Source organism: candidate division WOR-3 bacterium (assembly GCA_039802205.1).
Taxonomy (GTDB): Bacteria; Hydrothermota; Tepidihabitantia; order SM23-42; family JAOAFX01; genus JAOAFX01.
Genome location: JBDRWD010000041.1, coordinates 1 through 24404, shown reverse-complemented (window position 1 = coordinate 24404; position 24404 = coordinate 1). Strand labels below are relative to the sequence as shown.

17 protein-coding genes are annotated in these 24404 nt (G+C 42.9%); 7 read left to right on the top strand and 10 right to left on the bottom strand.

The window, feature by feature from the left end; translation table 11 throughout:
- The first annotated feature begins 896 nt into the window (after positions 1-896).
- Positions 897-2093 (top strand): 2,3-bisphosphoglycerate-independent phosphoglycerate mutase, encoded by a 1197-nt coding sequence (locus ABIL39_08670; protein ID MEO0166195.1) that lies wholly within the window; start codon positions 897-899, stop codon positions 2091-2093.
- A 1-nt stretch (position 2094) separates the two neighbouring features.
- Positions 2095-3537: a bifunctional phosphoribosylaminoimidazolecarboxamide formyltransferase/IMP cyclohydrolase gene (gene purH / locus ABIL39_08665; GenBank protein MEO0166194.1), complete on the top strand. Its 1443-nt coding sequence runs from the start codon at positions 2095-2097 to the stop codon at positions 3535-3537.
- Between the two features lie 292 nt (positions 3538-3829).
- On the opposite strand, the gene ABIL39_08660 is transcribed toward purH, so the two are convergent.
- The 5 genes from ABIL39_08660 to ABIL39_08640 all read right to left on the bottom strand — a co-directional run bounded on the left by ABIL39_08660 (position 3830) and on the right by ABIL39_08640 (position 11785).
- Entirely contained in the window at positions 3830-5713 is a 1884-nt protein-coding gene (locus tag ABIL39_08660; protein ID MEO0166193.1) for a phosphoenolpyruvate carboxykinase (GTP), read from the bottom strand.
- 128 nt (positions 5714-5841) lie between these two features.
- On the bottom strand, positions 5842-7617 hold the full coding sequence (gene uvrC, locus ABIL39_08655; GenBank protein ID MEO0166192.1) for an excinuclease ABC subunit UvrC: 1776 nt from the start codon (positions 7615-7617) through the stop codon (positions 5842-5844).
- A gap of 31 nt (positions 7618-7648) precedes the next feature.
- Positions 7649-8962: a metallopeptidase TldD-related protein gene (locus tag ABIL39_08650; protein MEO0166191.1), complete on the bottom strand. Its 1314-nt coding sequence runs from the start codon at positions 8960-8962 to the stop codon at positions 7649-7651.
- The gene (locus ABIL39_08645) at positions 8962-10326 is read right to left on the bottom strand and encodes a TldD/PmbA family protein (protein ID MEO0166190.1); all 1365 of its coding nucleotides are present in this window, start codon (positions 10324-10326) and stop codon (positions 8962-8964) included. Before ABIL39_08645 ends, ABIL39_08650 begins: the two co-directional genes overlap by 1 nt.
- Before the next feature lie 4 nt (positions 10327-10330).
- Positions 10331-11785 carry an RtcB family protein gene (locus ABIL39_08640; protein ID MEO0166189.1) on the bottom strand — a complete coding sequence of 485 codons (1455 nt, stop codon included), beginning with the start codon at positions 11783-11785 and terminating at the stop codon, positions 10331-10333.
- Between the two features lie 920 nt (positions 11786-12705).
- Here ABIL39_08640 and rpsT point away from each other — a divergent pair.
- The 5 genes from rpsT (at position 12706) to ahcY (ending at position 17749) form a co-directional block, all read left to right on the top strand.
- Entirely contained in the window at positions 12706-12972 is a 267-nt protein-coding gene (rpsT, locus tag ABIL39_08635; protein ID MEO0166188.1) for a 30S ribosomal protein S20, read from the top strand.
- 137 nt (positions 12973-13109) lie between these two features.
- A complete protein-coding gene (locus tag ABIL39_08630) occupies positions 13110-14189 on the top strand; it encodes a glycosyltransferase family 39 protein (protein MEO0166187.1) in 1080 nt (359 codons plus the stop codon).
- Entirely contained in the window at positions 14176-15300 is a 1125-nt protein-coding gene (locus ABIL39_08625; protein ID MEO0166186.1) for a small ribosomal subunit Rsm22 family protein, read from the top strand. The genes ABIL39_08630 and ABIL39_08625 overlap by 14 nt, the downstream gene beginning before the upstream one ends.
- A gap of 38 nt (positions 15301-15338) precedes the next feature.
- Complete coding sequence (metK, locus tag ABIL39_08620; GenBank protein MEO0166185.1) at positions 15339-16481, top strand: methionine adenosyltransferase; 1143 nt, start codon at positions 15339-15341, stop codon at positions 16479-16481.
- A gap of 26 nt (positions 16482-16507) precedes the next feature.
- The gene (gene ahcY / locus ABIL39_08615; protein ID MEO0166184.1) at positions 16508-17749 is read left to right on the top strand and encodes an adenosylhomocysteinase; all 1242 of its coding nucleotides are present in this window, start codon (positions 16508-16510) and stop codon (positions 17747-17749) included.
- Positions 17750-17753: 4 nt separating this feature from the next.
- On the opposite strand, the gene ABIL39_08610 is transcribed toward ahcY, so the two are convergent.
- The 5 genes from ABIL39_08610 to ABIL39_08590 form a co-directional block, all read right to left on the bottom strand.
- Positions 17754-18671 carry a PhzF family phenazine biosynthesis protein gene (locus tag ABIL39_08610; protein MEO0166183.1) on the bottom strand — a complete coding sequence of 306 codons (918 nt, stop codon included), beginning with the start codon at positions 18669-18671 and terminating at the stop codon, positions 17754-17756.
- A gap of 15 nt (positions 18672-18686) precedes the next feature.
- Positions 18687-20729 carry an adenosylcobalamin-dependent ribonucleoside-diphosphate reductase gene (locus ABIL39_08605; GenBank protein MEO0166182.1) on the bottom strand — a complete coding sequence of 681 codons (2043 nt, stop codon included), beginning with the start codon at positions 20727-20729 and terminating at the stop codon, positions 18687-18689.
- 6 nt (positions 20730-20735) lie between these two features.
- The gene (lipB, locus tag ABIL39_08600) at positions 20736-21428 is read right to left on the bottom strand and encodes a lipoyl(octanoyl) transferase LipB (GenBank protein MEO0166181.1); all 693 of its coding nucleotides are present in this window, start codon (positions 21426-21428) and stop codon (positions 20736-20738) included.
- A gap of 27 nt (positions 21429-21455) precedes the next feature.
- Positions 21456-21716, bottom strand: coding sequence for a (2Fe-2S)-binding protein (locus ABIL39_08595; GenBank protein ID MEO0166180.1), 261 nt, complete (start codon positions 21714-21716; stop codon positions 21456-21458).
- Positions 21717-21770: 54 nt separating this feature from the next.
- Positions 21771-24404: TonB-dependent receptor (locus tag ABIL39_08590; protein MEO0166179.1), on the bottom strand; the 2634-nt coding region annotated here is incomplete at its 5' end.

The window sequence follows — 24404 nt, the reverse complement described above, 5'->3', positions numbered from 1 at the left end:
AAAGCCTTGCCCTACGAGAAGGGATCAATCAAAACCTTGTCCGAGACTGAAATTATGGGATGCCCGCACCTATTTGCCCATAGATTTTATTGTCACTAAATATCACATCTTATAAAAATAATATTGAACTTACAACCAAATGTAGTGCAAGGCTTCAACCTTGCGCTCACCCGATGGCACCTGAGCATGATAAATATAGTGCCGATAAAAATTTCTGGTAGCCGCAGGCTTCAGCCTGCGCATGGTCTTTTCCATAGGAATGAAATAATTGTAGGGCAAACCTTTAGGTTTGCACTTTAAATTGTCGAGCAAGCTCGACCACTGCAGAAAATTGTAGTGGTAGAGTTTACTCTGCAATAATCAATGTTGAATATTATTATCGCGACTGGGAAGTCACTCCTGAACCGATATTTCAGCCTTCTAAGATATTGTCAGAGCAATAAATTCTCATTTTATCATTTTGACAATTGTAAAAATGATAATTTTCGCTTTGTTCGATAGTTTTAGAATTCTAAAATAATGGAATGAATGGATGATAAAAAGACAACTCAGTCCTCTCCGCTTTTTCTCAAATTATTTTTATGCGCTTGATTATTAGATGCAGCCGCACAGGGTGTAAAATACCCTAAGATTTAAAAACATTTATCCGCAGGCTAAAGCCTGCGCCTACCATTTTACCGGTTACCACCCAAGAATTTCAGGTTGGCATTTTTTATTTATGCAAGGCTAAAGCCTTGCCCTACAAAAGTACCCAACGCTAAATCATTGATTATCCTTACAAATCCTGCCCATGAGTTTTATCGTCCCTTCATAAGATATAAAAAATATGGAAAGGACTCAGTGTATCCAGCAGAACAGCAGGTTGACACAAGATATTTTTTGGCTATTATTTGATCATGGAAGAGATATTAGGCGAACTTATAAATAAAAATGATAAAAGAATCCTCCTAATCATCATGGACGGACTCGGTGATCTTCCGGACCCGGAACTGACTGCCTTAGAAAAGGCAAAAACCCCTAATCTGGATAGATTGAGCCTAAAAAGCGGGCTCGGTTTGACAATTCCCGTTCTTCCTGGTATCACTCCTGGTAGCGGTCCAGCCCACCTGGCTTTATTCGGCTATGACCCGATAAAATATCAAATCGGTCGGGGAGTGCTGGAGGCTCTTGGTATCGGGCTGGAAATCGGAAAAAAAGACCTGGCAGTGCGGGCGAACTTTGCCACGATCAATAATGCCGGAATCATAATCGATAGGCGGGCAGGAAGAATTTCTACCGAAGAATGTCAAAAGATATGTGCCAAACTCCAGAATAAAATCAACGAGATCGCCGGGATTGAAGTAATAATAAGACCGGCGAAAGAGCACCGCTTTGTCGTGGTCTTTAAAAACAGCGACCTCTCAGATGCCCTCACCGATGCTGACCCCCAGAAGGACAATCTACCACCGGTCCCGGCTGAAGCAAAAGTACCGGAGGCAAAAAGAACTGCGGAGATTATAAATGAATTCATCAAAAGATGCCAGGAGATTTTAAAAGACGAACCCAAGGCAAATTATGTGCTGTTAAGGGGATTTGCCCGCTTACCGGCCTTGATACCGATGAACGAAAAATACGGCATCAAGAGTGCCGCAATTGCCAATTATCCCATGTACCGAGGTCTGGCGCGAATTGTCGGTATGGAAATTTTACCCACGGGCGAAACCTTAAGGGATGAGATTGAAACATTAAAAGCCGCTCATACCCAATACGACTTTTTCTATCTCCATTATAAGCCTACTGATAAAGCCGGGGAAGACGGGAATCAAGAGGCAAAGGTGCGTGCAATTGAGGAGTTTGATATGCTGATTCCGGAGATCTTAAATTGCAACTTTGATGTCTTATGTTTGACCAGTGACCATTCCACTCCGACGAAACTCCACGCACACTCCTGGCATCCTAATCCCCTGCTTCTTTATTCTCCCTACATCTTTGCAGATAATATGCGATTTACTGAACGCAATTGTCTGAGGGGTAGTCTGGGTATTATGCGGTCCATAGAATTGATGCCTCTCTTACTTGCTCATGCTTTAAAATTAAAAAAATTTGGAGCGTAAAATGAACAAAAAAGCATTAATATCCGTTGCTGACAAACAAGGGATTGTATCATTTGCCAAAAATCTTAAAGAACTCGGTTACGAGATAATTGCCACCGGCGGCACACAGAAACTGTTAATTGATAACGGGATTGACACAATCAAAATATCGGATTATACCGGCGGGACCGAAAGCGAAAGAGTAAAAACATTAGATCAGCGCATTGCTAAAGAGATTCTTGAGACAGGTGAAATCAACCTCGTCGTCTGCAATCTCTATCCGTTTTTCAAGCAGGAAGATAAAACTCTTGATGAGATGATTGAATACATCGACATTGGTGGGGTTACCCTGATTCGTGCTGCGGCAAAGAATTATAAAAAGGTAGGGGTGTTATTCGCACCAAGCCAGTATGAAGATCTGATCGCGGCAATAAAAGAAAATCGATTTGATGAAGGGTACCGTTTGAATCTGGCACGGATGGCATTTGATTATATTGCCTGGTATGATGCGGTCATTGCCAATTATTTCAATCCGGATTTCAGTCAACGCCATTTCTTCGCAAGTGGAGCAGAATTATTCATTCCTATGCGCTATGGCGAAAATCCCCATCAGAAAGCGGGGTTTTATTTAAATCCCTTGTTTAGAAAGCATTTTGAAGTCTTAGGCGGAAAGGAACTTTCATACAACAACCTCCTCGATGCCGAAATTGCATTTGGTGCTGCGATGGATTTTGTTGAGAATGCCTGTGCAATCATCAAACACCAAACGCCCTGCGGTGTAGCAATAGGTGATACCCTCCACGAGGCATATGAAAGGGCTTATATGGCAGATACTCTTTCGGCATTCGGGGGAATTGTTGGTTTGAATAAAAAGGTTGATGCTGCCACTGCGGAGGCTGTAAGCAAGACATTCTACGAGGTGATAATCGCTCCGGATTATGAACCATCAGCCTTGGAAATCTTGCGGTCAAAAAAGAATCTCCGCTTGATCAAGGCATCACCAGAACTTCTGCCCCAGGTTACTTTTAAATCAGTCTTCAATGGAATACTCGTCCAGGAAGCCGATAATAAGGACTTTACAGAATGGCAGGTGGTGACAAAAAGGGCACCGAGTAATTACGAAGCAGAAGCTTTAAAATTTGCTTGGAAAGTGGTAAAATGGGTGCGCTCAAATGCGATCGTCATCGCGAACCGGGGACGGACGGTCGGAATCGGAGGCGGGCAGACTTCGCGGGTAGGAGCGGTTGAAATTGCCGTAAGGAATGCAGGTCCCCAGGCAAACGGTGCGGTCCTGGCTTCAGACGCCTTTTTCCCATTCCGTGATGGGATCGATGCCGCAGCAAGAGGTAAAATCACCGCGATAATCCAACCCGGTGGTTCAAAAAGGGATGAGGAGGTCATCCAAGCGTGCAATGAACATGATATCGCAATGGTCTTCACTGGCTATCGCCACTTCCGCCATTAACTGATCAAGCTGCTGGTTTTTCAATCGCCTCCTAAAATTCGTCCCTTTTGCTCAATCGAGTTATCTCGCCAAGGTTTTGATAATTGAAAACACACCACCACCGAAATGATATTCTCCTAAGAAATGTCATCAAAAATTACACTATTGACCAATTTTCCCTGGTTGTATAACTCGAAGTCGATCTCCGTTATTTATCCAACCTCTTCAGACAATTCGTGCCAATTAAGAATTGAATTCAGCCCCAATAAAATAAAATCCCCCTCCATTGAGGGGGATTTTATCGCATCGGAGATTATTTCAACTGTTCTGGCTTAATGTAATCCCCGTATTTTTTCTGGTACTCCAGCAATCTTTTCCGCTGTTCCTCAAGGATATCAAATAAAATCTTCGGTGGGTCAATGACCTTGGTTTTATAGATATTTACAATCCGGTCAATCTTGGCGAGATGTTCAGGAATGCGGACAGTAAATTGCTTTGTGTAATCCTCAAACGAATAATCTTTATTGAGAACCTGTTTGAAGAGTCTTTTCAAATCTTCATATTCCGGAATCAAACCGGTAGGTGTCTTTAGCGCCTTAACATCATCATGAACCCTAAGCTCCATCCATTTATACCAGACCCGCTTATCGGTCTTTTCATTCAGGAATTTTCCATCCTTATCCTTCAAAAAGTAATTCACTCCAAAGATCTTTGGCACCTTCCTCAAACCATCAGCAAATCTTAAATTCGCTTCAATATATTTGCTTATTGGAATGGATAGAAAATCCAAATTAGACATCAGATTGAACTCCCGTACTCCTTCTTTCCCTAAGGTAGCAGCGGTGGTCTCGGATTCCAGAGATGCCCCTTTGGTGATGATACCATGGGCCCAATCAAACGCCTCTTCCACTGGTACCCAAGTATCCGAATCGCGACCACCGTAGACGATCGCTCCCACCTCCACACCCATCGGGTCATGTAGTGCTTCGAGATCCAAATTTTTAAACATTCTTAGCTCAATCGTGAAACGGGCATTCGGATGGGATACCGGAATCTCTTTACCATTCGCATCTTTTTTCCCTTTGTACCATTCTCCGGAATGGTTCTCGCCCCTTTCAGGAATCTCACCATCCTTACCAATCCAGTGGACATAACCTTCGGGTGTGACGAGCACATTGGAAAAGATGACCTCACCCGGGGTATGGAGTGCCTCCCATTGATACTTATCGTCTTTGGAGTTGACTCCCTGGATGATGCCAAACATTCCTTTTTCAACATTCACTGCTCGGACCACGCCGTCTATTTTTCGGAGATAGGCAATATCATCACCCACAATATTTTCACCTTCAAGCATCGCGGTTGAAGTCTTACCACAAAGTGACGGGAAGGCGCCTAAGAAGTAGGTCTTTCGATTATTGGGTCCGTTTATCCGCATCACCAGCATATGCTCAGTAAGCCAGCCCTCCTTGGAACCTCGATTTATTGCCAGCCGCATCGCAAGTTTTTTCAAGCCAATCGTATTACCACCATACTGGGTATTAGCGCTGTACACAATATCCTCTTCCAAATCAATATATATCCTTCTTTTGTCGAGATTTTTGCTAGTCTTCCGCTCATCAAGTTCGCCTTGGGAGTGCACAAATTTGAAAAACCGGGCGTTTCTACCCTGTTTTACGAATTCCTGATAACCTGGACGGTAAAGAATGATTTCGCTATGTGCCACGTAGCTGGAATCGGTTAATTGCACCGCTGGAATGGAGAAGATAGAATTGGTGGGACCGAGGCAGAAAAAGCAGATAAATGCCTCTTTGCCCTTCATGATGTCTTTCAGTATTTCGTGGATATCGGCTAAGGCCGTATCCCGGTCCTTGGTTTCAATCGCCTCATCGAGTATCTTCCCTTTAGGTAACAATATTCCAGTATTCTTTTTATCCCTGCCCTGGTCACCATAATTATCAAAATGGATGGTATGACCGGGGATGGCTAATTTTCGCTCTTCTCCGTTTTTGAGCGCGGTCTCTCTTATATATGCAAAATCCTCATCCGTATCCGTACACACAAAAACCCGATCCGGATTGCAAAGCTTAAGATATTTCGCCAGAAATTCGTGCAAGGCCGGATTATCAATCTTTTTCAGGCGCTCAAAACCTTCCTTGCCCACCTTTTCTTCCAAAAATTTCAGGTCATTATTTGCCATTTTTAAAACCTCCTATCTCTATTTTAGTAAGTCAGATTTTTAGCAAATCAAACAATTATATCCAAATTTAACCCCAATGCAAGGGTATAATGCAGTGAAGAAGCGATAAAAGATTGACTAAACTTTGATTATTGATGGAGTGCCTCATAGATGATCTGGGCAATTTTTTTACCAATTCCCGGGACCCGGGCAATATCATCGGCGGCAGCCTTTTTTATTTCCTCAACACTCCCAAAGTATCTCAATAAAGTAATTTTTCTTTTTTTACCGATGCCCGGGATATGATCAAGGGCTGAGGTGATAACTCCCTGGCTGCGTATTTTCCGATGATAGGTAATGGCAAATCTATGGGCTTCATCTCGGATTCTTTTTAACAACACGAGGCTTCGGGAAAGGGTAGGAATTGAAATGACCCTGCCATCAGGATAATACAACTGATCACTCCGTTTGGCGATGGCAAAGACCGGAATGGGTAGCTCGATCTCTTTTATAACATCCCGTGCGGCATTCTGCTGGGCTTTACCACCGTCGATCAACAATAAATCCGGGATTTTCTGGCTTGACTTTATATCATCAAGCCGCCGGGCAACGATCTCTTTTATCATCGCAAAATCATTCTGACCCTCTACTCTTTTTATCCGGTAGTGACGGTATAACTTTTTGCATGGTTTGCCATCCAGAAAAGCGACCGATGCTCCCACGGCAAATTTCTCTTTCAGGTTCGAAATGTCAAATGCCTCAATCCATCTCGGAGGTTTTTCTAATTGGAGGATATTCTGGAGTTCTATTATGGGTGTGGGTGTTCTTTTTGATATCACAACTCCGGCAAGTTCTGTCTCAGCATTCTTTTCCGCCCATTCGAGCAAGTTTTTTAATTCTGGTTGCGTCGGAATTACCAAGCGCACCGGTTTATTTTTTTCTTCAAACCATCGTTTCTGGATCTCCCAGTCACTCGGTTCTTTTGCTACGATTATCTCTTCGGGAAGGAAGGAGATATGGGTATAGATAAGACGGATGAATGCAGAAATGATATTCTCCTCAATTTCGTTTTTCGGAATGGTGAGATGGTATAGTTCTTTGGAAATCAAGCGATTTTCCCGGATACGGAAAAGACAAGCCATGCAATGGACACCACTCCGGGCAAATCCAATCACATCCCGGTTTACTCCATCGTTGGTCACAATCTGCTGGCGTTGGGTAATGCGTCGGAGCGCAAAGAGTTCATCTCTTAAAATCTTCGCAGCCTCAAAATTCTCCTTCCTTGCATGCTCCCACATCTGCTCTTCAATCGCCCGTGCGAGTTCATCAGACTCACCTTTGAGAAATTTTACCGCCTTTTGAACCAGAATTTGATACTCTTCCCGGGTTATCTTTCTCACACAAGGGGCACTACATCGACCGATATAGGCCGAAAGACAGGGTCGCGCCAAGGGTTTTGAAAAATCCTTATTACAGGAAGCGATTTTGAAAATCTTACAGAGGGCATCCCGAGTTTGACGCAATGCCTTGGCACTGGTATATGGACCGAAAATAAGCGAACCATCTGGTTTTAAATCCCGGGTAAAAAATATTCGGGGGTATTCTTCCTGGATTGTGATCTTCAAATATGGAAATTTCTTATCGTCCTTCAACCGGATGTTGTATTTTGGCTTATGGAGTTTGATTAAAGACTCCTCAAGGGTTAGCGCCTCGGTCTCGGAATTGGTGATAATTATATCTATATCGGAAGCGTTTTTAATTATTGATGTTATCCGCAGGTCTGGATTTTTCAAATAGGTGTTAAGGCGATTTTTGAGATTCCGCGCCTTGCCAATATACAGTGGCCTATTTTTTCCATCTTTAAAGATATAAACTCCTGGAGCTTCAGCGGTCTGCGCGATTTTTTCTGCAATCTTCTTTTCCACTGTTGCTTTTGCTACGAAGATAGGAAATATACTAACCGCTTACCACCATTATTTCATCAAATAATATCGCCGGAAGTGCCTTACCGGCTATAAAGGAAGGATGGAGGGTATTCTCTATTTCTACCACATTTTTCATCACATTGTAAATGTTTCCCGCAATCATCGCATTCTTTACCCGACCGATTATCTCACCCTTCTCTACATAGAAGCAAGGTTCGATGCCGATGGAAAAGTCCCCATTTGGTATGTTACCACTATGGGCACCGAGCACACCTCCAACAATTATCCCCCGGTCCATCAATCCAATCAACTCTTCCCAACTCTTTCTCCCCGGTTCAATGAAGAGATGAGCAAGTGTCGGCGCTGGTTTTAAAGCGGCGAATTCACCTCCCCACATAGCACCTTTATAACCATTGCCTGTAGATTCCACCCCCATCTTATCCGCATAAAACAGATCATAATAGAAATTTCTCAAGACGCCTTTTTCTACAATCATCAACTTTTTGGTCGGGACCCCTTCATCATCAAAACTGCGGGCAGTAGGATATTCCTCGTTTAATGGGTCGTCGTAAATCGTCAATTTCTCGCTGAAGATCTTCTCGCCCACTTTATTTACCAACGGTGATTTTTTGTAATAAATGTTGTTCCCGGCTGTGCCACTCTGCAGACGCCAGAGCAAGGCATAAAGCGTGGTGGGCAAGAACAAAACCTTCATCTTACCACTCTCAATCTTTGTCTCATTCAATCCTTTTTGATACATTGTAATGAGGTTATTTAGTTCGCTCTCAGGGACTGGGGCAAAACTTTTAGACCAAAAAAGGTAATGGAGGCCACCTGCCGTATTGGGGAATACCAGTGCCAGAGCAAAAACATATCCTGAGAAGTTCTCGGAGAGTTCGGTCCCTTGGCTATTTATAATCACAATTTTCTCAGTTCCGTAATTCACTCTTATATCAATTTTAGCATCGAGACTGGATTTTAATATCTCAACAACTCGTTGGCATTCATCGACGACCTGCTTGGTGGTGGTATCTTCTATTCGGGGGTCATAATTGTTAAGATTTTTGCTTTCCAGATTAGTAGGAAACCTTAGATTGGTCTTGGTCCCGGCTTTTAGTGAGTTTAAGGCACTCTCCAATAAAAGGGCGGGGTTGGTCAATGTCTTGGTATAGGCAAAACCAAGCATGTTATCCTTGACAATCCTTATTGAGTATCCGGATTGAATCGCCCCTTCCAGTCCATTCAATTTACCATCCTGAAAGACTACCTCATTCTGAACTGTCTGATAATGATAAAGTTCTACCTGTTCCACATTCTTTTTCAACTCCGCAACTATTTCCTTCATTAGACACCTCCGATCACGGCATTTTTCACCATTATGTGGGGAGCACCATAACAGGAACGGATATTCATCTGACCCTTTCCACACCCACCAACTTCACCAAGTTTGAGATCATTGCCAATCGCTTGAATATTATTCAGCGTCCCATAGAGATTACCGGAGATATTTATATCCCGGACCATATCAGTCAACTTACCATTTTTAACAATATATCCATACTGGGCAGCAAAGGTAAAATTCTCGCCGCTCGTTTGGCCGCCCATGGCATCACAGAGATAAAGTCCATCCCCCAGGATTGTCAATAATTCTTCAAATGATTTATCCGCAGGTTGGATAAAGATTGTTCCCATCCGGATGATTGGTGCATAGCGATAATCCTCAGCGACACAGTGACCATTGGGCGCCTCGTTGAAGGCGTGGGCGGTGCGCCGGGAGTGAAGTCGGCCTACCAAGATTCCGTTTTTCAATAATGGAACCGGTTTTGCTGCCACCCCTTCGTCATCATACTTGTAGTATCCTAACTGGCCAGGTAGCGTTGGATCATCGATAATATTCAAAATCTCGGCACCGAGTTTCGCTCCAAGTTTCATCTTTTCCCGCATCGTCGGATTGTTCTCAATCAGGTCGGCTTCGGAAAAATGTCCAAATGCCTCATGGGTAAAAACTCCGGCAAGGTGTGGATTGAGTATTACATTGTAGGCACCTGCCTTTACCGGCTGTGCCGATAATAATTTACTCGCAATCTCGGCTTTCTTCAGAAATTGCTCATCCCGATTTCTTAGATTGGCAAACCCATTGCTCCCCCCAATACCTACCCTTACAGTCTGGATGATTCTTCCATCGCTGCTGAGTATTGAACCGGAAATTCTGGTAGTCACCAGTTTTTCAATTATTTCCGTGCCTTCGGTGTTCACAAAACATTTCTCCCTTATCACCTCATTATAGCCGATTTCGGTATGGATGATCTTTGGAACCTTGTAAACAATCTCATTATAGTGTCGGGTCAATCCGATCTTCTCTTCCAGCGTTATCTTCTCCGGATCCTCATCCAGTTGAGGTATGAATTTATCCTTGATAATCGGAACCGTCGCAAATTCCACCGGCACACAATCGTTTCCCGCCATGATTTCGGCATTGTTTAAGACCTTCTTTAGTGCCTTTTCAAAATCCTCTTCCCGGGTAAAGGTTATCGTCGCGAGGGCTTTATTTTTGAGCACCCGTAATACATAACCATCCGCTGGGCAGGCACTCACTTCAGTTATCTCTCGACCAGAAAATATTACCTTTGTCTCTGTCTTAATTTCATATCTTAAATCCGCATAATCCGCACCTATTTTTGAAAGCAACGATTTTAAACGTTCTATCATTTTACTATCCTTTCACTACCCCCAACGGCCTCATCCGGGCGACCTTGCTTGAAATTCCTGCTCCGACTACGGCTTCAACTACCATATCAATATCTTTGTATGCCTCGGGGACTTCTTCTCTTAAAACCTCGTTTGAGGCGCAAAGTACATATATCCCCTTCGCCTCAAGTTCTTTATCTATCCGCCGGCCTCGGGTAACATCGAGCGCCTTGGTTCGCGAGAGTAGTCGACCCGCGCCATGACAGGTGGATCCAAAAGTCTCTTGCATCGCCTGTTCGGTTCCCAGAAGAAGATATGAATGGGAACCCATATCCCCAGGGATTAAAACTGGTTGTCCGATCTTTTTATAGACCTCAGGAATGTCCTTATGTCCGGCGGCAAATGCGCGTGTCGCCCCCTTGCGGTGGACACACAATTTTTTTATTTCGCCGTTTATTTTGTGCTCTTCAAACTTGGCAATATTGTGTGCTACATCATAAACCAGTTCCATACCCAAGTCCTCAGCCTTTTTACCCAAAACTTTTTCAAATGCCTCCCGCACCCAATGCATGATACATTGCCGGTTTGCCCAAGCATAATTAGCAGCACAGGCCATCTGCTCAAAATATGACCTACCTTCAGGTGAATCAATCGGGGCACAGGCAAGTTGCCGATCCGGAATGTTTATGCCGTATTTCCGCACAGCATTGCCCAGGACTTTCACATTGTCATCGCATATTTGATAACCAAGCCCCCGGGAACCGGTATGAATCATTACTGTTATCTGACCTACCTCATAAATCCCCATCACCTTTGCCGCTGCTGGATCATAGATATCTTCCACAATTTGAATTTCTAAAAAATGATTTCCAGCACCCAAAGTCCCCAGTTGGGGTCTTCCTCTTTCAATTGCTCTTTTAGAAACTTTATCTGGATTCGCCCCCTTTAACATTCCGTTTTCCTCTATTTTTTCAATATCCCGTTTCCAGCCATAACCTTTTTTCAATGCCCATTGTGCACCATAAAGCATAACCTCTTTTACCTCCCGATCATCGATCCTTATCTTTCCGGTTGAACCGACTCCGGAAGGAACATTCTCAAAAATTGCCCGTACCAATTCTTTGAGTTTATCTTTTATCTCTTCATATTTCAAATTGGTCGTCAATAGCCGCACCCCGCAGTTTATGTCATAACCCACTCCACCCGGTGAGATAATTCCCTCCTTGATATCAAATGCTGCAACCCCTCCAATGGCAAAACCATACCCCCAGTGGATATCGGGCATGGCGAGTGAGTAACCAACGATACCCGGTAGGGTAGCAACATTCGCCACCTGTTCGGGTGCTTCATCTTCTTTAATCTTTTCTAACATCTTTGAGGATGCATAAATAATCCCATCTGTCTTCATTCCCGGTTTATGACTTCGGGGAATCTTATAGCGATATTCATCAAGTTTAATCAATTCGCCTTGCCACGCCATGGTGACCTCCTTAATAAATTTAACTGATTTATCAATCTTATTTTACCCCGATTAATCGCGTTTGTCAATAATACGCCGAAGGATTATTAGAGAAAAATCAAAAAAACGACAATTATTAATTTCAATTATGCTATCTCATTGATTGCATAAATAAACAAATCAACCAACCAATCTCAGCCCAAACCCTACGCAACCGAGTCAAGGAATGGAGAAATCATAAGCCAATAGAATCATATAAAACGAGTTATCTCTCAAACTACAAAATTTTTTAGTCTAATTTTAATTTTGAGTTAAACAGAAATAAGATGACTCAGTTTATCACCAATTTGATCTTTAATCCAAATTTAATGGAGGATGGCGGTTGATAAACGTGCTGAAAAATATCTTCTAAGGTCGGTGATTTATTTCAACTCTGGGGCAATTTGGAGATAAACAAGAAGTGCGAATATATCTATCTGCAAGCCAAAGCCTGCGCCTACGAAAGAAAAAAATCGCTAAACCTTGCCCGACAACTGGACTATTGGTCATCTTTACAAATTTTGCCTATAGATCTCATTGTAGCTAAATGAAACATACTATAAAATGCGGAACGGGTTCAAGTCATAGGACTGAGTCCTCCCCATATTTTTTATATCTCAAAAGATGAAACTCATGGGCAAGATTTGTAAGGTAATCAATGAGTTAGCTTTGGGTACTTTTGTAGGGCAACAATTTAGCAATTTTCTCTCGGGTGGCAACCTGTAAATGGTAGTCGCAGGTTTTAGACTACGGATAAATGTCTTTAAATCCCATGGTATTTCGCACCCTGAAGGGTGCGGCTACCTCTAATAATTTAGCGCATAAAAATAATTTGACAAAAAGGAGAGAGTACTCAGGTCATAGGAGTGTTGACTTTTTAAAAATTTTAGATATAATTGGGTATGCCAGGAAAGAAGAGATCAAGATCGGTTCTTAAAAATATCCGCAAATCGCGGCGGCGGTATCTGGAAAATTTAAAAAAGAAGAAGACCTTGAAGGCGGCAATCAAAAAAATCCGGAAGGCGCAATCAAAGGAAGAAGCCCAGAAGATCTACCCGGAGGTGCAGTCAATAATTGACAAATCTGTTCAGGATGGGATAATAAAGAAGAATACGGCAGCCCGCTATAAGGCGCGATTGGCAAAATTTATTGCTACAAAGCTCGCTTAATTCTGAAAAGATATTTTTTATATTTTTTCCTCCGGTTTATTTTTATTTTATGGGTCGTAAGTTCTTCGCATCCGCATGATTTTGAATACGGTGAAATAGCAAGAAATATCATTGCGGGCAATGGGTTCAGCCGGATATTGACTCCAGAAACCGTACCCGTCCCTACTTCATCCCATGCCCCACTTTATCCATTCTTCTTGGCCTTTTTTTATAAATTTAAAATCACACCCCTCACATACTTTCTCATCATGATAATCCAAGCGGGATTTTCGTTATCCACGGTATACCTGATTTCTAAAACTGCCCGACATTTTTACGGAGAAAATACCGCCAGAATCGTCGAATTTTTTTGTGGACTTTATCCTCCCTTGATCTACTACTGCGCGAAACTGGTCCCGACCACAATTTTTTTGCTCCTGCTCGCCTGGACTATCTACCGTTTGCTCCAAGCCGAAGAAAAAATGCTGCGCTATTACTTATTAACGGGTTTCATCCTGGGTCTAGCAATTCTGTGTGACCCAATAGCATTCGTATTTTATCCCGCGATCTTTTTCTGGTTCCTTTTTTCCAAAAAAATAAACTTTTTCCGGATTTTGGTTATCTCAATTGCCTCCATAATACTCCTGACCCCCTGGACAATCAGAAATTATAAAATCCACCACCGCTTCGTCCCTGTCACCACTCAATTCGGGATCAATTTCTGGATTGGCAATAATCCCCAGGCTACCGGAACTGATTACTTCAAGGTGCTTGCACCCGAAAAAGAGGATTATATATTGATGACCGCTACCCTCCCGCCTCCTCTCCTGGACAGTTTAAATTCCTGCTCCGAAATTGAACGGAGTGAGTATTATTCACGCCAGGCCCTGGAATTTATCAAAAACAATCCCTTAAAATTTATTTGCCTGTTGGTCAAAAAAACCTATTATTATTTCTGGTTTGCCCCTTCAAGTATCTATTTTTCCCCGGACCTTGAAAAATACCGTAGTATATACATCCTTTTATACATCCCCTTACTTATCACCGGGCTTGCTGGCATCTTCTTATCAGTCAAAAATCATAAAGATATCTCACTTGTGCTCACTGTCCTCGGTTTAATAGCCGGTTTGTACATCTTCACCCATGTCGGATTAATAAGATACCGCCTGCCAGTAGAACTATATTTACTGCTCTTCAGTGGTTATCTGGTAGCGCATTTTCGCCGTGAAACTGCCTGAAGACCTGGAAGCAAAAATCCTCTCTCTATTAAATTTAGAAAAATTATACAGCTCAAGCGCTTATTACCAGAATGTCCTTGATATGTTAAGAAAAAAAATGGTCACCCTTTCTTACAAACTTGCTGCCCATAAGCAAATTGCGCCAGAAGATTATGACGCCTACTTTATTTATAATTTTCCTCAGAACTTTATGAAATCAATGCTGGTGGCAAAGAGGTTGTTTGGAATCTATAAAATCCCATTGCGAAATGAGTATGAAATTCTGGATATCGGCTGTGGTGAAGGAGCCGGATTTCTGGGGCTGGGTTATTTTTTGAATATTCTGAATCCTCAATGCCGGCTCCGGATTATCGGAGTAGATACGAGCCACTCTTCATTGCAAAGATGCCAACTAATGGTTGATTGGTTTAAAGAGAAACATTTAACGACTGAAACACGGTTAACCAAAGAATCAGCACTGAAATTTCTCCAAAGGAAACAGGGAAATTATGATTTTATAATTCTCGCAAACTCCCTTGTGGAAATAATTCCATCGGAAAAAATTCACATTGCCTTTTTACACCTCCTTTTTTGTAACTTGAAAAAAACTGGTTTTATTCTCATTCTGGAACCCGCATTGAAAGAACTCTCACGCCGGCTTATGGAAACACGAAAAGATGTGATAAAAAGTCACCTCGGCAATATTCTCTTACCCTGCCTGCACAATGAAGAATGTCCACTACTCTTCAAAAAAAATGATTGGTGTCATCAAAGTTGGAGATGGTCTCCACCAGAATTCCTGAAGATTATCAACCAAAAATTATTTCGGAAAATAGAATACCTTAAATTTTCGTACTTGGTCATTTCTCCCGATAAGTACCCACTCCTCCATTCTCATATTTATCCTGTGATCAGCCGTTTGGCTAAAGAAAAAGGGAGGCGGCGGTGTTTTATTTGCTCAAAAGAGGGAATGATTGAACTTATCAGGCTGAACCGGGAAGCGAATATCCAGGACGAAATGTGGACCAATATTTCAATGGGTGATTTTCTCCACATCGCCGCGCCGGTTCAGGTCAAGCCCAATCTTTGGCGTATAACTCCGAATTCGATAATCAAAAGGCTTGATTTTTGAACAAAATTATTTATAATTAATTTTTCAAAAGGAGGCAAATGGCAAGACATTTTATTACTTCTGAGTCAGTGACTGAAGGACATCCAGATAAAATCTGCGACCAATCCGCAGATGCCATTCTGGATGCAATATTGGAGAAGGACCCGTTTGGACGGGTTGCCTGTGAGGTATTGACGACACGCGGTCTGGTCTTTGTGGCAGGTGAGATCACAACTAGTTGTTATGTGGAAATACCAGATTTGATAAGAGAACTGCTGATTGAAATCGGCTATACGGACACAGATATGGGGATTGATGCCTATACCTGTGCCATCATCACAGCCATCCAGGAGCAGTCCAAGGATATCGCCATGGGTGTCAATATTGGAGGTGCTGGTGACCAGGGAATGATGTTTGGTTATGCCACAAGGGAAACCCGCGAGTTAATGCCCATGCCCATCATTTTGGCGCATAAACTGGTGCGTCGCTTGGCAGAGGTGCGCAAAACAAATATCTTACCTTATCTCCGCCCCGATGGAAAATCCCAAGTGACCGTAGAATATGAGAATGATAAACCCGTCCGTGTTGACACAATCATTCTCTCCGCGCAGCACCATCCTGATATAAAGAATGAAAAATTGCATCTCGATTTAAAGAAATATGTAATTGAAGAAGTAATTCCTCGAGAATTGATGGATGAACGCTCAAAAATTCTCATCAATCCCACCGGCCGGTTCGTGATTGGAGGACCACAAGGCGATACCGGAGTAACGGGTCGGAAGATTATGGTTGACACCTATGGTGGGGTTGGCCATCATGGTGGAGGATGTTTTTCGGGTAAAGACCCGACAAAAGTTGACCGTTCTGCTTCTTATATGGCAAGATATGTTGCGAAGAATCTTGTTGCTTCCGGCGTTTGTGATAAAGTAGAAGTCTCTCTTGCCTATGCTATCGGTATCGCTGAACCAGTAGCGATAAATGTTAATACCTTTGGCACCGGCAAGATTGAGGATGAGAAAATTGTTAAGATTTTAAAGAAACTTTTTGATTTCACCCCCCAGGGCATAATTGATAAATTGAATTTAAGACGACCTGTCTTCAAAAAGACCGCCTGTTACGGACACTTTGGACGAGAAGAAGAGGGATTTACCTGGGAAATCTGTGATATGGCGGATGCGATAAAGCGCGAAGCGCAAATATGATATTTCTGATCTGTATGGGATGAAGTATGGAATATAGTATCCGAGATCAAAAACTATCAAAGGAGGGGTATAAAAGAATTGAATGGGCTGAGACAAAGATGCCGGTTTTGCGTCTCATTCGCCAGCGCTTTATAAAAGAAAAACCCCTGAAAGACCGAAGGATTGGGTGCTGCCTCCATGTCACGACCGAAACCGCGAATCTCGTTACAACCTTAAAAGCCGGCGGTGCCCAGGTCTATCTAACTGCCTCTAATCCTCTTTCCACTCAAGATGATGTGGCGGCTGCACTTGTAGCTGAAGGCATAAGCGTCTTTGCGATAAAAGGGGAATCCCGGAAAGAATATTATACACATCTAAATCAAGTGCTAAAGAACCAACCTCAAATTCTCATTGATGATGGTGCCGATCTAATATCAACCGTCCATAAAAAAAATATTTGCGGGATTATCGGCGGCACTGAAGAAACAACTACCGGTGTAATACGATTGAAACAGATGGCAAAGGATAAGGTGCTTAAATTTCCGATAATCGCCGTAAATGATTCTTTGACCAAACATCTTTTTGATAACCGCTATGGCACCGGTCAGTCTACCATCGACGGTATTTTAAGAGCCACCAATATTTTAATAAGTGGATGTAATTTTGTTGTTGCGGGCTATGGGTGGTGCGGCCGGGGGCTGGCAATGCGTGCACGGGGTTGTGGTGCGAATGTGATTGTTACCGAAGTAGACCCGATTAAAGCCCTGGAAGCCCGCATGGATGGCTATCAGGTGATGCCGATGGGTGAAGCAGCAAAAATCGGTGATGTATTCATCACGGTGACCGGCAACATCAATGTCATCAGAAAAGAACACCTGTTGAAGATGAAGGACGGTGCCATCGTAGGTAATTCTGGACATTTCGATGTAGAAATTGATAAAAATGGTCTGAAGCAGATAACCAAAAAACGACGACTGATTAGAAATTTTTGCGAAGAATATACTTTGAAAAATAACCGGCGGATCTATCTTCTGGCTGAAGGCCGGCTTGTGAATCTTGCTGCAGCCGAAGGCCATCCAGCGATGGTAATGGATATGTCCTTTGCCAATCAGGCATTGGCGGTTGAGTATCTTTTGAATAATCCCAATTTAGATAGTCAGGTATATGCCCTACCTCGGGAAATCGACGAGGAGATTGCCCGTTTAAAATTGCAATCAATGGGGATAAGAATTGACAAACTTACCCCGGAACAGAAGCGATATTTAGCCTCTTGGGAATTGGGGACTTAAAAAATTAGGGAAGTTGTATCTTCCCTTCAAAGGTAACTACTGCCTGACCCCCAAAAGCAGCTCTTAATATTTCATTTTGATGCGTGTAGATATGCGTATAAACCAATCCCGGCATCTGAAGGGAATATCCCTGCTCCACGACGATGCGCGTGGTCTCTTCAACCGGGATGATTCGATTCTTCACCAAATAGTAGCTTAGTGCCACTGCTGCCGCACCCGAAATGGGATCTTCGTTTATCCCTACTGCCGGAGCGAAGTGGCGCATATGGACATTTGCCTGAGGATCGTTCGCCTCTAACGCAAAGACAATTATCCCGGTCACTCCCAATCTTTCTGAATAACTTTTCATCAGACTGAAATTTGGTTTTATTTCGAGCAATTGAAGGAGCGATTTTACCGGGACTATTACTTCAGAGTTGCCCGACTGCACCGCACTCAAAGGCAAACCAGTCCCCAAGATTTCTGAAGGGGAAATACCCAAAAATCTTGCCACAGTTTTAATTTCTAAGTCAATGCTCAAACTATTGGGTGGGGGTAATGAGATGGTTACACGGTTTATTTTTTTATCTTTGATGCGCAGTTCCACCGCCTGAATACCAGTTTTGGTCTTTTGTTTAAGAAGGGTGATCGGTTCCTGGAGATTTATCAAACCTTCGTTTTCAATGGCGTAATAGGCAGCTACTGCTCCGTGTCCGGAAAATCTGATCTCATCAGAACCGCTAAAAAATCTTAATCTTAAATCCGCCTCCTCGTCACCGGGAAAGATAAAAGTTGTATCTGAAAGAGGATTTAATTCCCGGGCAAGTCGTATCATCTTTTTCTCATCATAAAACGGCTCCACACCGATTATCACCCATGCCGGATTTCCATTATAGGGAATACTGGTAAATGAAGATAATCTTTTTGCCTTCACCCAAACCATTTAACCTCCCCTTTTCTATATTTCACACACCCCACCACCACAACTTTTGAGCAAATCAATATCTCCATATTCTAAAACTTGCGCTCTTTTACTATTATAGCGGTAGACCGTTATGCCCTTACATTTTAATCTATGGGCCAAGAGGAATGCGGCACGTGTCTGTTCAATGGTGGCATTCTCGGGCAAATTTATGGTCTTGCTCACCGCATTATCTACATATTTTTGGAAAACTGCCTGCATCCTGAGGTGCACCTCAGGCATTATCTCATGGGCTATAGGAAACAATCTTTTCACATCATCCGGTATGCCTTTGATATGTTTTAAAGAACCTTCACGCACAATTTCAGCAATCAAGTCCGGAGAGTAAAACCCCCGGGCGCGAGCAATTTCTTCAAATATGGGATTTACTACCACCAAGGTGGTCTCAAGGACATGTCGGAGGTGACCCACGGAAAAAAGAGGTTCAATACCAGATGATGTATCAGCAATCAGGCTTATTGATCCTGTTGGGGCAATAGAGGTAACGGTCGCGTTCCGCATCGGCTGAGCATTTTTAAAAATCGACTTTTCAATATTTGGGAAAGAGCCCCTTTTCGCACCAAGCATTTGCGAAACTCGGCGTGCTTCGATTTGAATGAAATGCGCCAACTCATCGGCAAAATTTAACGCTTCCTCCGAATCATAAGGAATGCCCATTTTAATAAGACAATCCGCAAACCCCATCACTCCCAAACCAATCTTTCTATTGCCTTTGGTTATTTTTTCGATCTCCGGTAATGGATATTTATTTGCATCAATCACATTGTCTAAAAAATGAATAGCCACGGCAATTGTTTTTTTCAACTTCTCAAAACTGAATTTACCATCCACAAACATCCGTGAAAGATTTACTGAGCCTAAGTTGCAGGATTCATAAGGAAGCAATGGAACCTCTCCACAGGGATTGGTGCTTTCAATCATACCCAGTTCCGGGGTGGGATTTTTCCGGTTTATTTCATCAATAAAAATCATTCCGGGATCTCCGCTCTTCCAAGCATTGAAGACGATCATATCGAAAACATCCCGGGCATTTATATTCCGGACCGGTTTATTATCGCGGGGGTTTATTAAATCATATCCTTGATTATTTATCGCCCGGTCAATGAATTCATCGGTAACCGCCACCGAAATGTTAAAATTGGCTAACTCGCCTTCCTTCTCTTTTGCCCGGATGAAATCCAAGATATCAGGATGGGTAATGTGCAAGATACCCATGTTGGCACCACGCCGCTTCCCACCCTGTTTAATAACCTCTGTAGCACAGTCATAGATCTCCATAAAAGAAAGCGGACCCGAGGCAATCCCCATCGTGGAACGGACCATATCCCCTCTGGGTCTTATCCTGGAAAAAGAAAACCCAGTACCACCGCCGGATTGATGGATCAAAGCCGTATTTTTTAAAGTCTCAAAAATACTCGCCAGGGAATCCTCTATTGGCAATACAAAACAGGCGGAGAGCTGACCAAGAACCGTTCCTGCATTCATCAGCGTTGGTGAGTTGGGCAAAAATTCTAAATTGGCCATGACCTGATAAAATTCCTCTTCGCTCTTCTGAGGGTCTTCATTATAATTCGCATCAACTGCGGCGATCGCCCGGGCAACCCTGTGAAACAATTCACTCGGTGACTCTATCGGCCGCCCCTTATTGTCCTGCAAAAGATATCTCTCACTCAAAACCTTTAGGCTATTCAGCGATAGTTTCAAACTATCTTTTATCCCCAGGATGGTCTTTTTATTTCGAATCTCTGTGCGCAATTGTCGGTAAATGATATAAGCCCGAGCGGTATTAAATTTTCCATTTTTGATCAGGGCATGCTCTACCAGATCTTGAATGTCTTCCACATGAGGTTTTAATGTGCCAAATTTCTGCTCTAACTCGACGATAACCTCATCCCCAATTTTGCGCGCCAGGGATGGATCCTCGTTGGTTGCCCTCAAGGCCTTTTCTATTGCCTGATAGAGTTTTTCTGGGTTAAATTCTACAACGCTTCCATCGCGCTTTATGACCGATTTAATCATGAAAGATTATAATATAATTTCTTCGTCTGTCAACGATTTGATATCCCTATAAAAGTTAAGATCAGAATACCCGAACACTCCAGTAAAACTCTGAGCAATATGCCTTTTGACCTCACTCATATCGACCGGGGCTTTTAAGATTTCTTGTATTGAGGTCATTTTAATATTTTGAAAACCACAGGGATTGATGAGTTCGAAATACCCGAGGTCATTATTGACATTGAGGGCAAAACCATGAAAACTCACCCACCTTTTAACCGCAACCCCTATCGAACAAATCTTCTTTTCATCCACCCAGACTCCGACCATCTTTGCTTTCTTCTCCCCCTGAATACCAAACTCAGAAAGGGTCTTGATGATCGCCTCTTCAATCTTCTCAATAAAAATTCTAATCCCTGCAAGTCCTTTTTTGATATTAAATATAGGATAGCCAACAATCTGTCCTGGACCATGGAAAGTAACATCGCCGCCCCGTTCGATCTGATAAAAGTCAATGCCTTTTTCCTTGAGCAAGGGGAGAGGGATTTTGATATTCTCCAGTTTACCCGATTTACCCAAGGTTAAAACCGGGTTATGCTCCACGAGAATTAAACTATCAGGAATTCTTTCTTCAACTCTTTGTGAATGAAGATTTTTCTGAAAATCCCAAACCTCTTTGTAGTCTCTTAAGCCTAAATCAAGGACAACTAATTTGGACATCAATTTTTGAGATTATGATTTAATGGGTTAATCCAGAATCTTACTACAGGCTTTTATCGGCACCGGTTTTGTGGGTGGACGATAGGTCGGCTGTTTTATCTTTTCCATCGGAATACCTAGTTCACGCGCGAGGATCCGGGCGATATGTCTCCGACACCCTTTTCCCTGGCATAATCCCATCGTCACCCGCAATACCCGTTTTAATTCATCCATCGTCTGATAACCTTCTTTGATCTTGGCAACGATCTCCTCTTCAGTAATATCCTCACAGCGGCAGATAATCTTCATGCTGCATTTTAATCAAAAAAATTGTTATGTCAAGAAGTTATAAACTTTTTCGCTTCAGAAACTCAATCCAATCCCGACCCGCATCCGGAAACCTGGATTCCAGTTCAGGGGGTTGTTGTAATAAAATGCCCGCGCTTTTATATATTCTTCCCTTAATTCGTAGGGATTATTTATTCCGTCATGATTGTAATCAGCTTGAGGCGTGTAGTAAGAACTGGTAAGAGAGATATTTGAGAACTGTCCCACACTTACGGTGTGAGTCTGTCCATCATCATCCGGTTTTCCGGTAGTACTATACACCCTTGTTATCTGCTCGGTATTAAAGAGATTATAGATATTCGCAAAAAGAACGAAATTTAATTTTTGAATGGTTATGCCTTTCGAGATATTTGCATCCACATTGATGTATCCGGGCATACGTGCAGAATTATCGTCCCCGAGTTTATTCCCTTTAAAGTCCGTTGGGGTATAAGGAAATCCAGAGTGATAGGAAAAGATGAAATCGCTGGTCAGATTGCGCAGAGGCAAAAGGGCGAAATCATCGGGTGTTTCCAGACCAAGGGTAGCGTTGACGATATGTCGTTCATCAAAATCAAGCCAGTAGTCAACGCGGGGGATTGGATATTGACCCGTAATTGGATCCGGTTCTTCCAGGTAGATACGATAATAATTCTGCCAGGCAGAGGAAGCAGTTCCTTTGGCGAACTGTAGGGTATAAGAAATATCAAATGACCAGTAGTTCATGCGCCGTTTTTTCAAGGTTAGTTCAATCCCTTTGACATTGCCGTAATCCAGATTCTGCACCTGATAATAGGCGTAGGGAAGCACATCGATCTTCTGGGTTTGTATCAAGTCGTAGATATCTTTGTAGTAAGCAATAAACCCTAAGGCAAACACTTCGGTCAACTGATTCTCATAACCCATTTCATAGGAGATCGTCTTTTCCACTGTGAGATTTGGATTGCCCAATACCGAGTTGTAACGACGCAAGAGTAGCCAGACAACCTCTGGTTCTGTGGAACGATAAAGGTCGTGGGAGGTAGGAGTTTGATAAAAATGTCCATAGTTGAATCTGAATTTTGAACGGTCGGTGATCGGCAACGAAAAACCGAGGCGTGGCGAAATTCGAACTTTTGGCGGTGTTTCCACGACGGTTGAATCGGTGATGTCGGTCGGGTTTTTTAAACCGCTGGCTTGGGAATCAAAATAATCAAGCCGAAGACCCACCCGGGTAATGATACCTTGAAAGTCCATTCGGTCCTGAACATAAACCGCGCCTTTAACGGGATTCTTGTTATAATAATCCCAGAACGGCGTCAGGGTCCAGGGGAGATTATTATCGAACCAGCCCACATTCTGGAATATTGCATTAAGACCGGTTTTGAATTCATGAACCTCACCGATGGCATTGGTATATGAGAAATTCAGTTGATAGTCACGGTTAAAGAAATAACGCCAGAGCCGGTCATCGCCTACGGTGTAGTAGAAGCGGGTAGCGCCAAACGGATTACGCCGCAGGCTGCGTGCACTGTTTCTTTCAAATTCCTGGTAATGATAAGGCATGTTGGGATCAGCAAGGGAATCAATCAGGTGGGACTTTATCAGCGACTCCGGTAAACTTAAAAGTTTTTGCGGAAAATGGTTGGCTTTAAATATGAAATCTTCATACCACTTTCTATTTTGCCTTTTCTCTTCTTCCAGATCGCGGACCGCGTAGAACCGTGTATTTTTTGTGTATCCAAATCTTGCCTCAAGGATTGAATTCTTGTTGGGCATATAATTAAAGGCAACACTTGCCAGATAGCCCTTGCGTAATTCCGCGGCACGATGGTCCAGGTTGTAAATCATGCTCAACTCCCCCCAGATGTCGCTGTAGTATTGAAACATCTCTCTTTGATAGAAACTGGAGAAAGTAACCTTGCCCTTGGCATTAGGGAAGCGATAAGACAATTTTCCCTGTAATTTATAATCAAATCGTGGTGAAGGAATTTTATACTTTGCTCGCTGGTGGGCATCGGTCAGATATGATTCTCCGGATAAAAAGTAGCGAAGACGGGATTTGGCAAGAAGACCTCCTCCCAGACTCAGTTCGTATTGATTAAAACCGTAATTAAGTTTCTTATTATTCTGGAAAATCTCATCGGTGGTATAACGTATATTACCGCTCGTTTTATCTCCTCCCTCCCGGGTCACAATATTCACCACCCCGGAGAGTGCCTCACCATACTCCGCATCAAATCCGCCGGTGATAACACCTATCTCTTCCACCGCTTCCTTATTCACCTGAACAGATTGTTGTCCGTAATGGGGTGCCTTAGCGAGGACACCGTCCACATAATAAGCTATCTCGGTATTTCTGCCGCCCCGGATATGCGTTCCTAAATTGCTGGTAGAAACACCTGCCTGAAGGGTGATGATCTGATTGATCTCGGTGATAGGCAACTTTCTTATTTCTTCAGAGGTAGAAATATGAGTCGTCTGAGTCTGTGTGCGGATGACTATCGGCCTTTCTTCCACCACCACCACCGGTTCCATAATGATAACGCCAGGAGAAAGTTTAAAGTCAACGAAGGTGGTTTGGTTGGTGGTGACTACAATATTCTTTTTGGTTACCGAATTATAGCCCACATAGGAGGCGGTGACTTCATAGGTGCCCACAGGAACAAAGGGGATCACATAAACACCATT

What these genes read in the sequence shown, in the direction of transcription:
- ABIL39_08670 (MEO0166195.1), top strand. Translation starts at nt 897, where the DNA reads ATGGAAGAGATATTAGGCGAACTTATAAATAAAAATGATAAAAGAATC.
- purH (MEO0166194.1), top strand. Translation starts at nt 2,095, where the DNA reads ATGAACAAAAAAGCATTAATATCCGTTGCTGACAAACAAGGGATTGTA.
- ABIL39_08660 (MEO0166193.1), bottom strand. Translation starts at nt 5,713, where the DNA reads ATGGCAAATAATGACCTGAAATTTTTGGAAGAAAAGGTGGGCAAGGAA.
- ABIL39_08650 (MEO0166191.1), bottom strand. Translation starts at nt 8,962, where the DNA reads ATGAAGGAAATAGTTGCGGAGTTGAAAAAGAATGTGGAACAGGTAGAA.
- ABIL39_08645 (MEO0166190.1), bottom strand. Translation starts at nt 10,326, where the DNA reads ATGATAGAACGTTTAAAATCGTTGCTTTCAAAAATAGGTGCGGATTAT.
- ABIL39_08640 (MEO0166189.1), bottom strand. Translation starts at nt 11,785, where the DNA reads ATGGCGTGGCAAGGCGAATTGATTAAACTTGATGAATATCGCTATAAG.
- rpsT (MEO0166188.1), top strand. Translation starts at nt 12,706, where the DNA reads ATGCCAGGAAAGAAGAGATCAAGATCGGTTCTTAAAAATATCCGCAAA.
- metK (MEO0166185.1), top strand. Translation starts at nt 15,339, where the DNA reads ATGGCAAGACATTTTATTACTTCTGAGTCAGTGACTGAAGGACATCCA.
- ahcY (MEO0166184.1), top strand. Translation starts at nt 16,508, where the DNA reads ATGGAATATAGTATCCGAGATCAAAAACTATCAAAGGAGGGGTATAAA.
- ABIL39_08610 (MEO0166183.1), bottom strand. Translation starts at nt 18,671, where the DNA reads ATGGTTTGGGTGAAGGCAAAAAGATTATCTTCATTTACCAGTATTCCC.
- ABIL39_08605 (MEO0166182.1), bottom strand. Translation starts at nt 20,729, where the DNA reads ATGATTAAATCGGTCATAAAGCGCGATGGAAGCGTTGTAGAATTTAAC.
- lipB (MEO0166181.1), bottom strand. Translation starts at nt 21,428, where the DNA reads ATGTCCAAATTAGTTGTCCTTGATTTAGGCTTAAGAGACTACAAAGAG.
- ABIL39_08595 (MEO0166180.1), bottom strand. Translation starts at nt 21,716, where the DNA reads ATGAAGATTATCTGCCGCTGTGAGGATATTACTGAAGAGGAGATCGTT.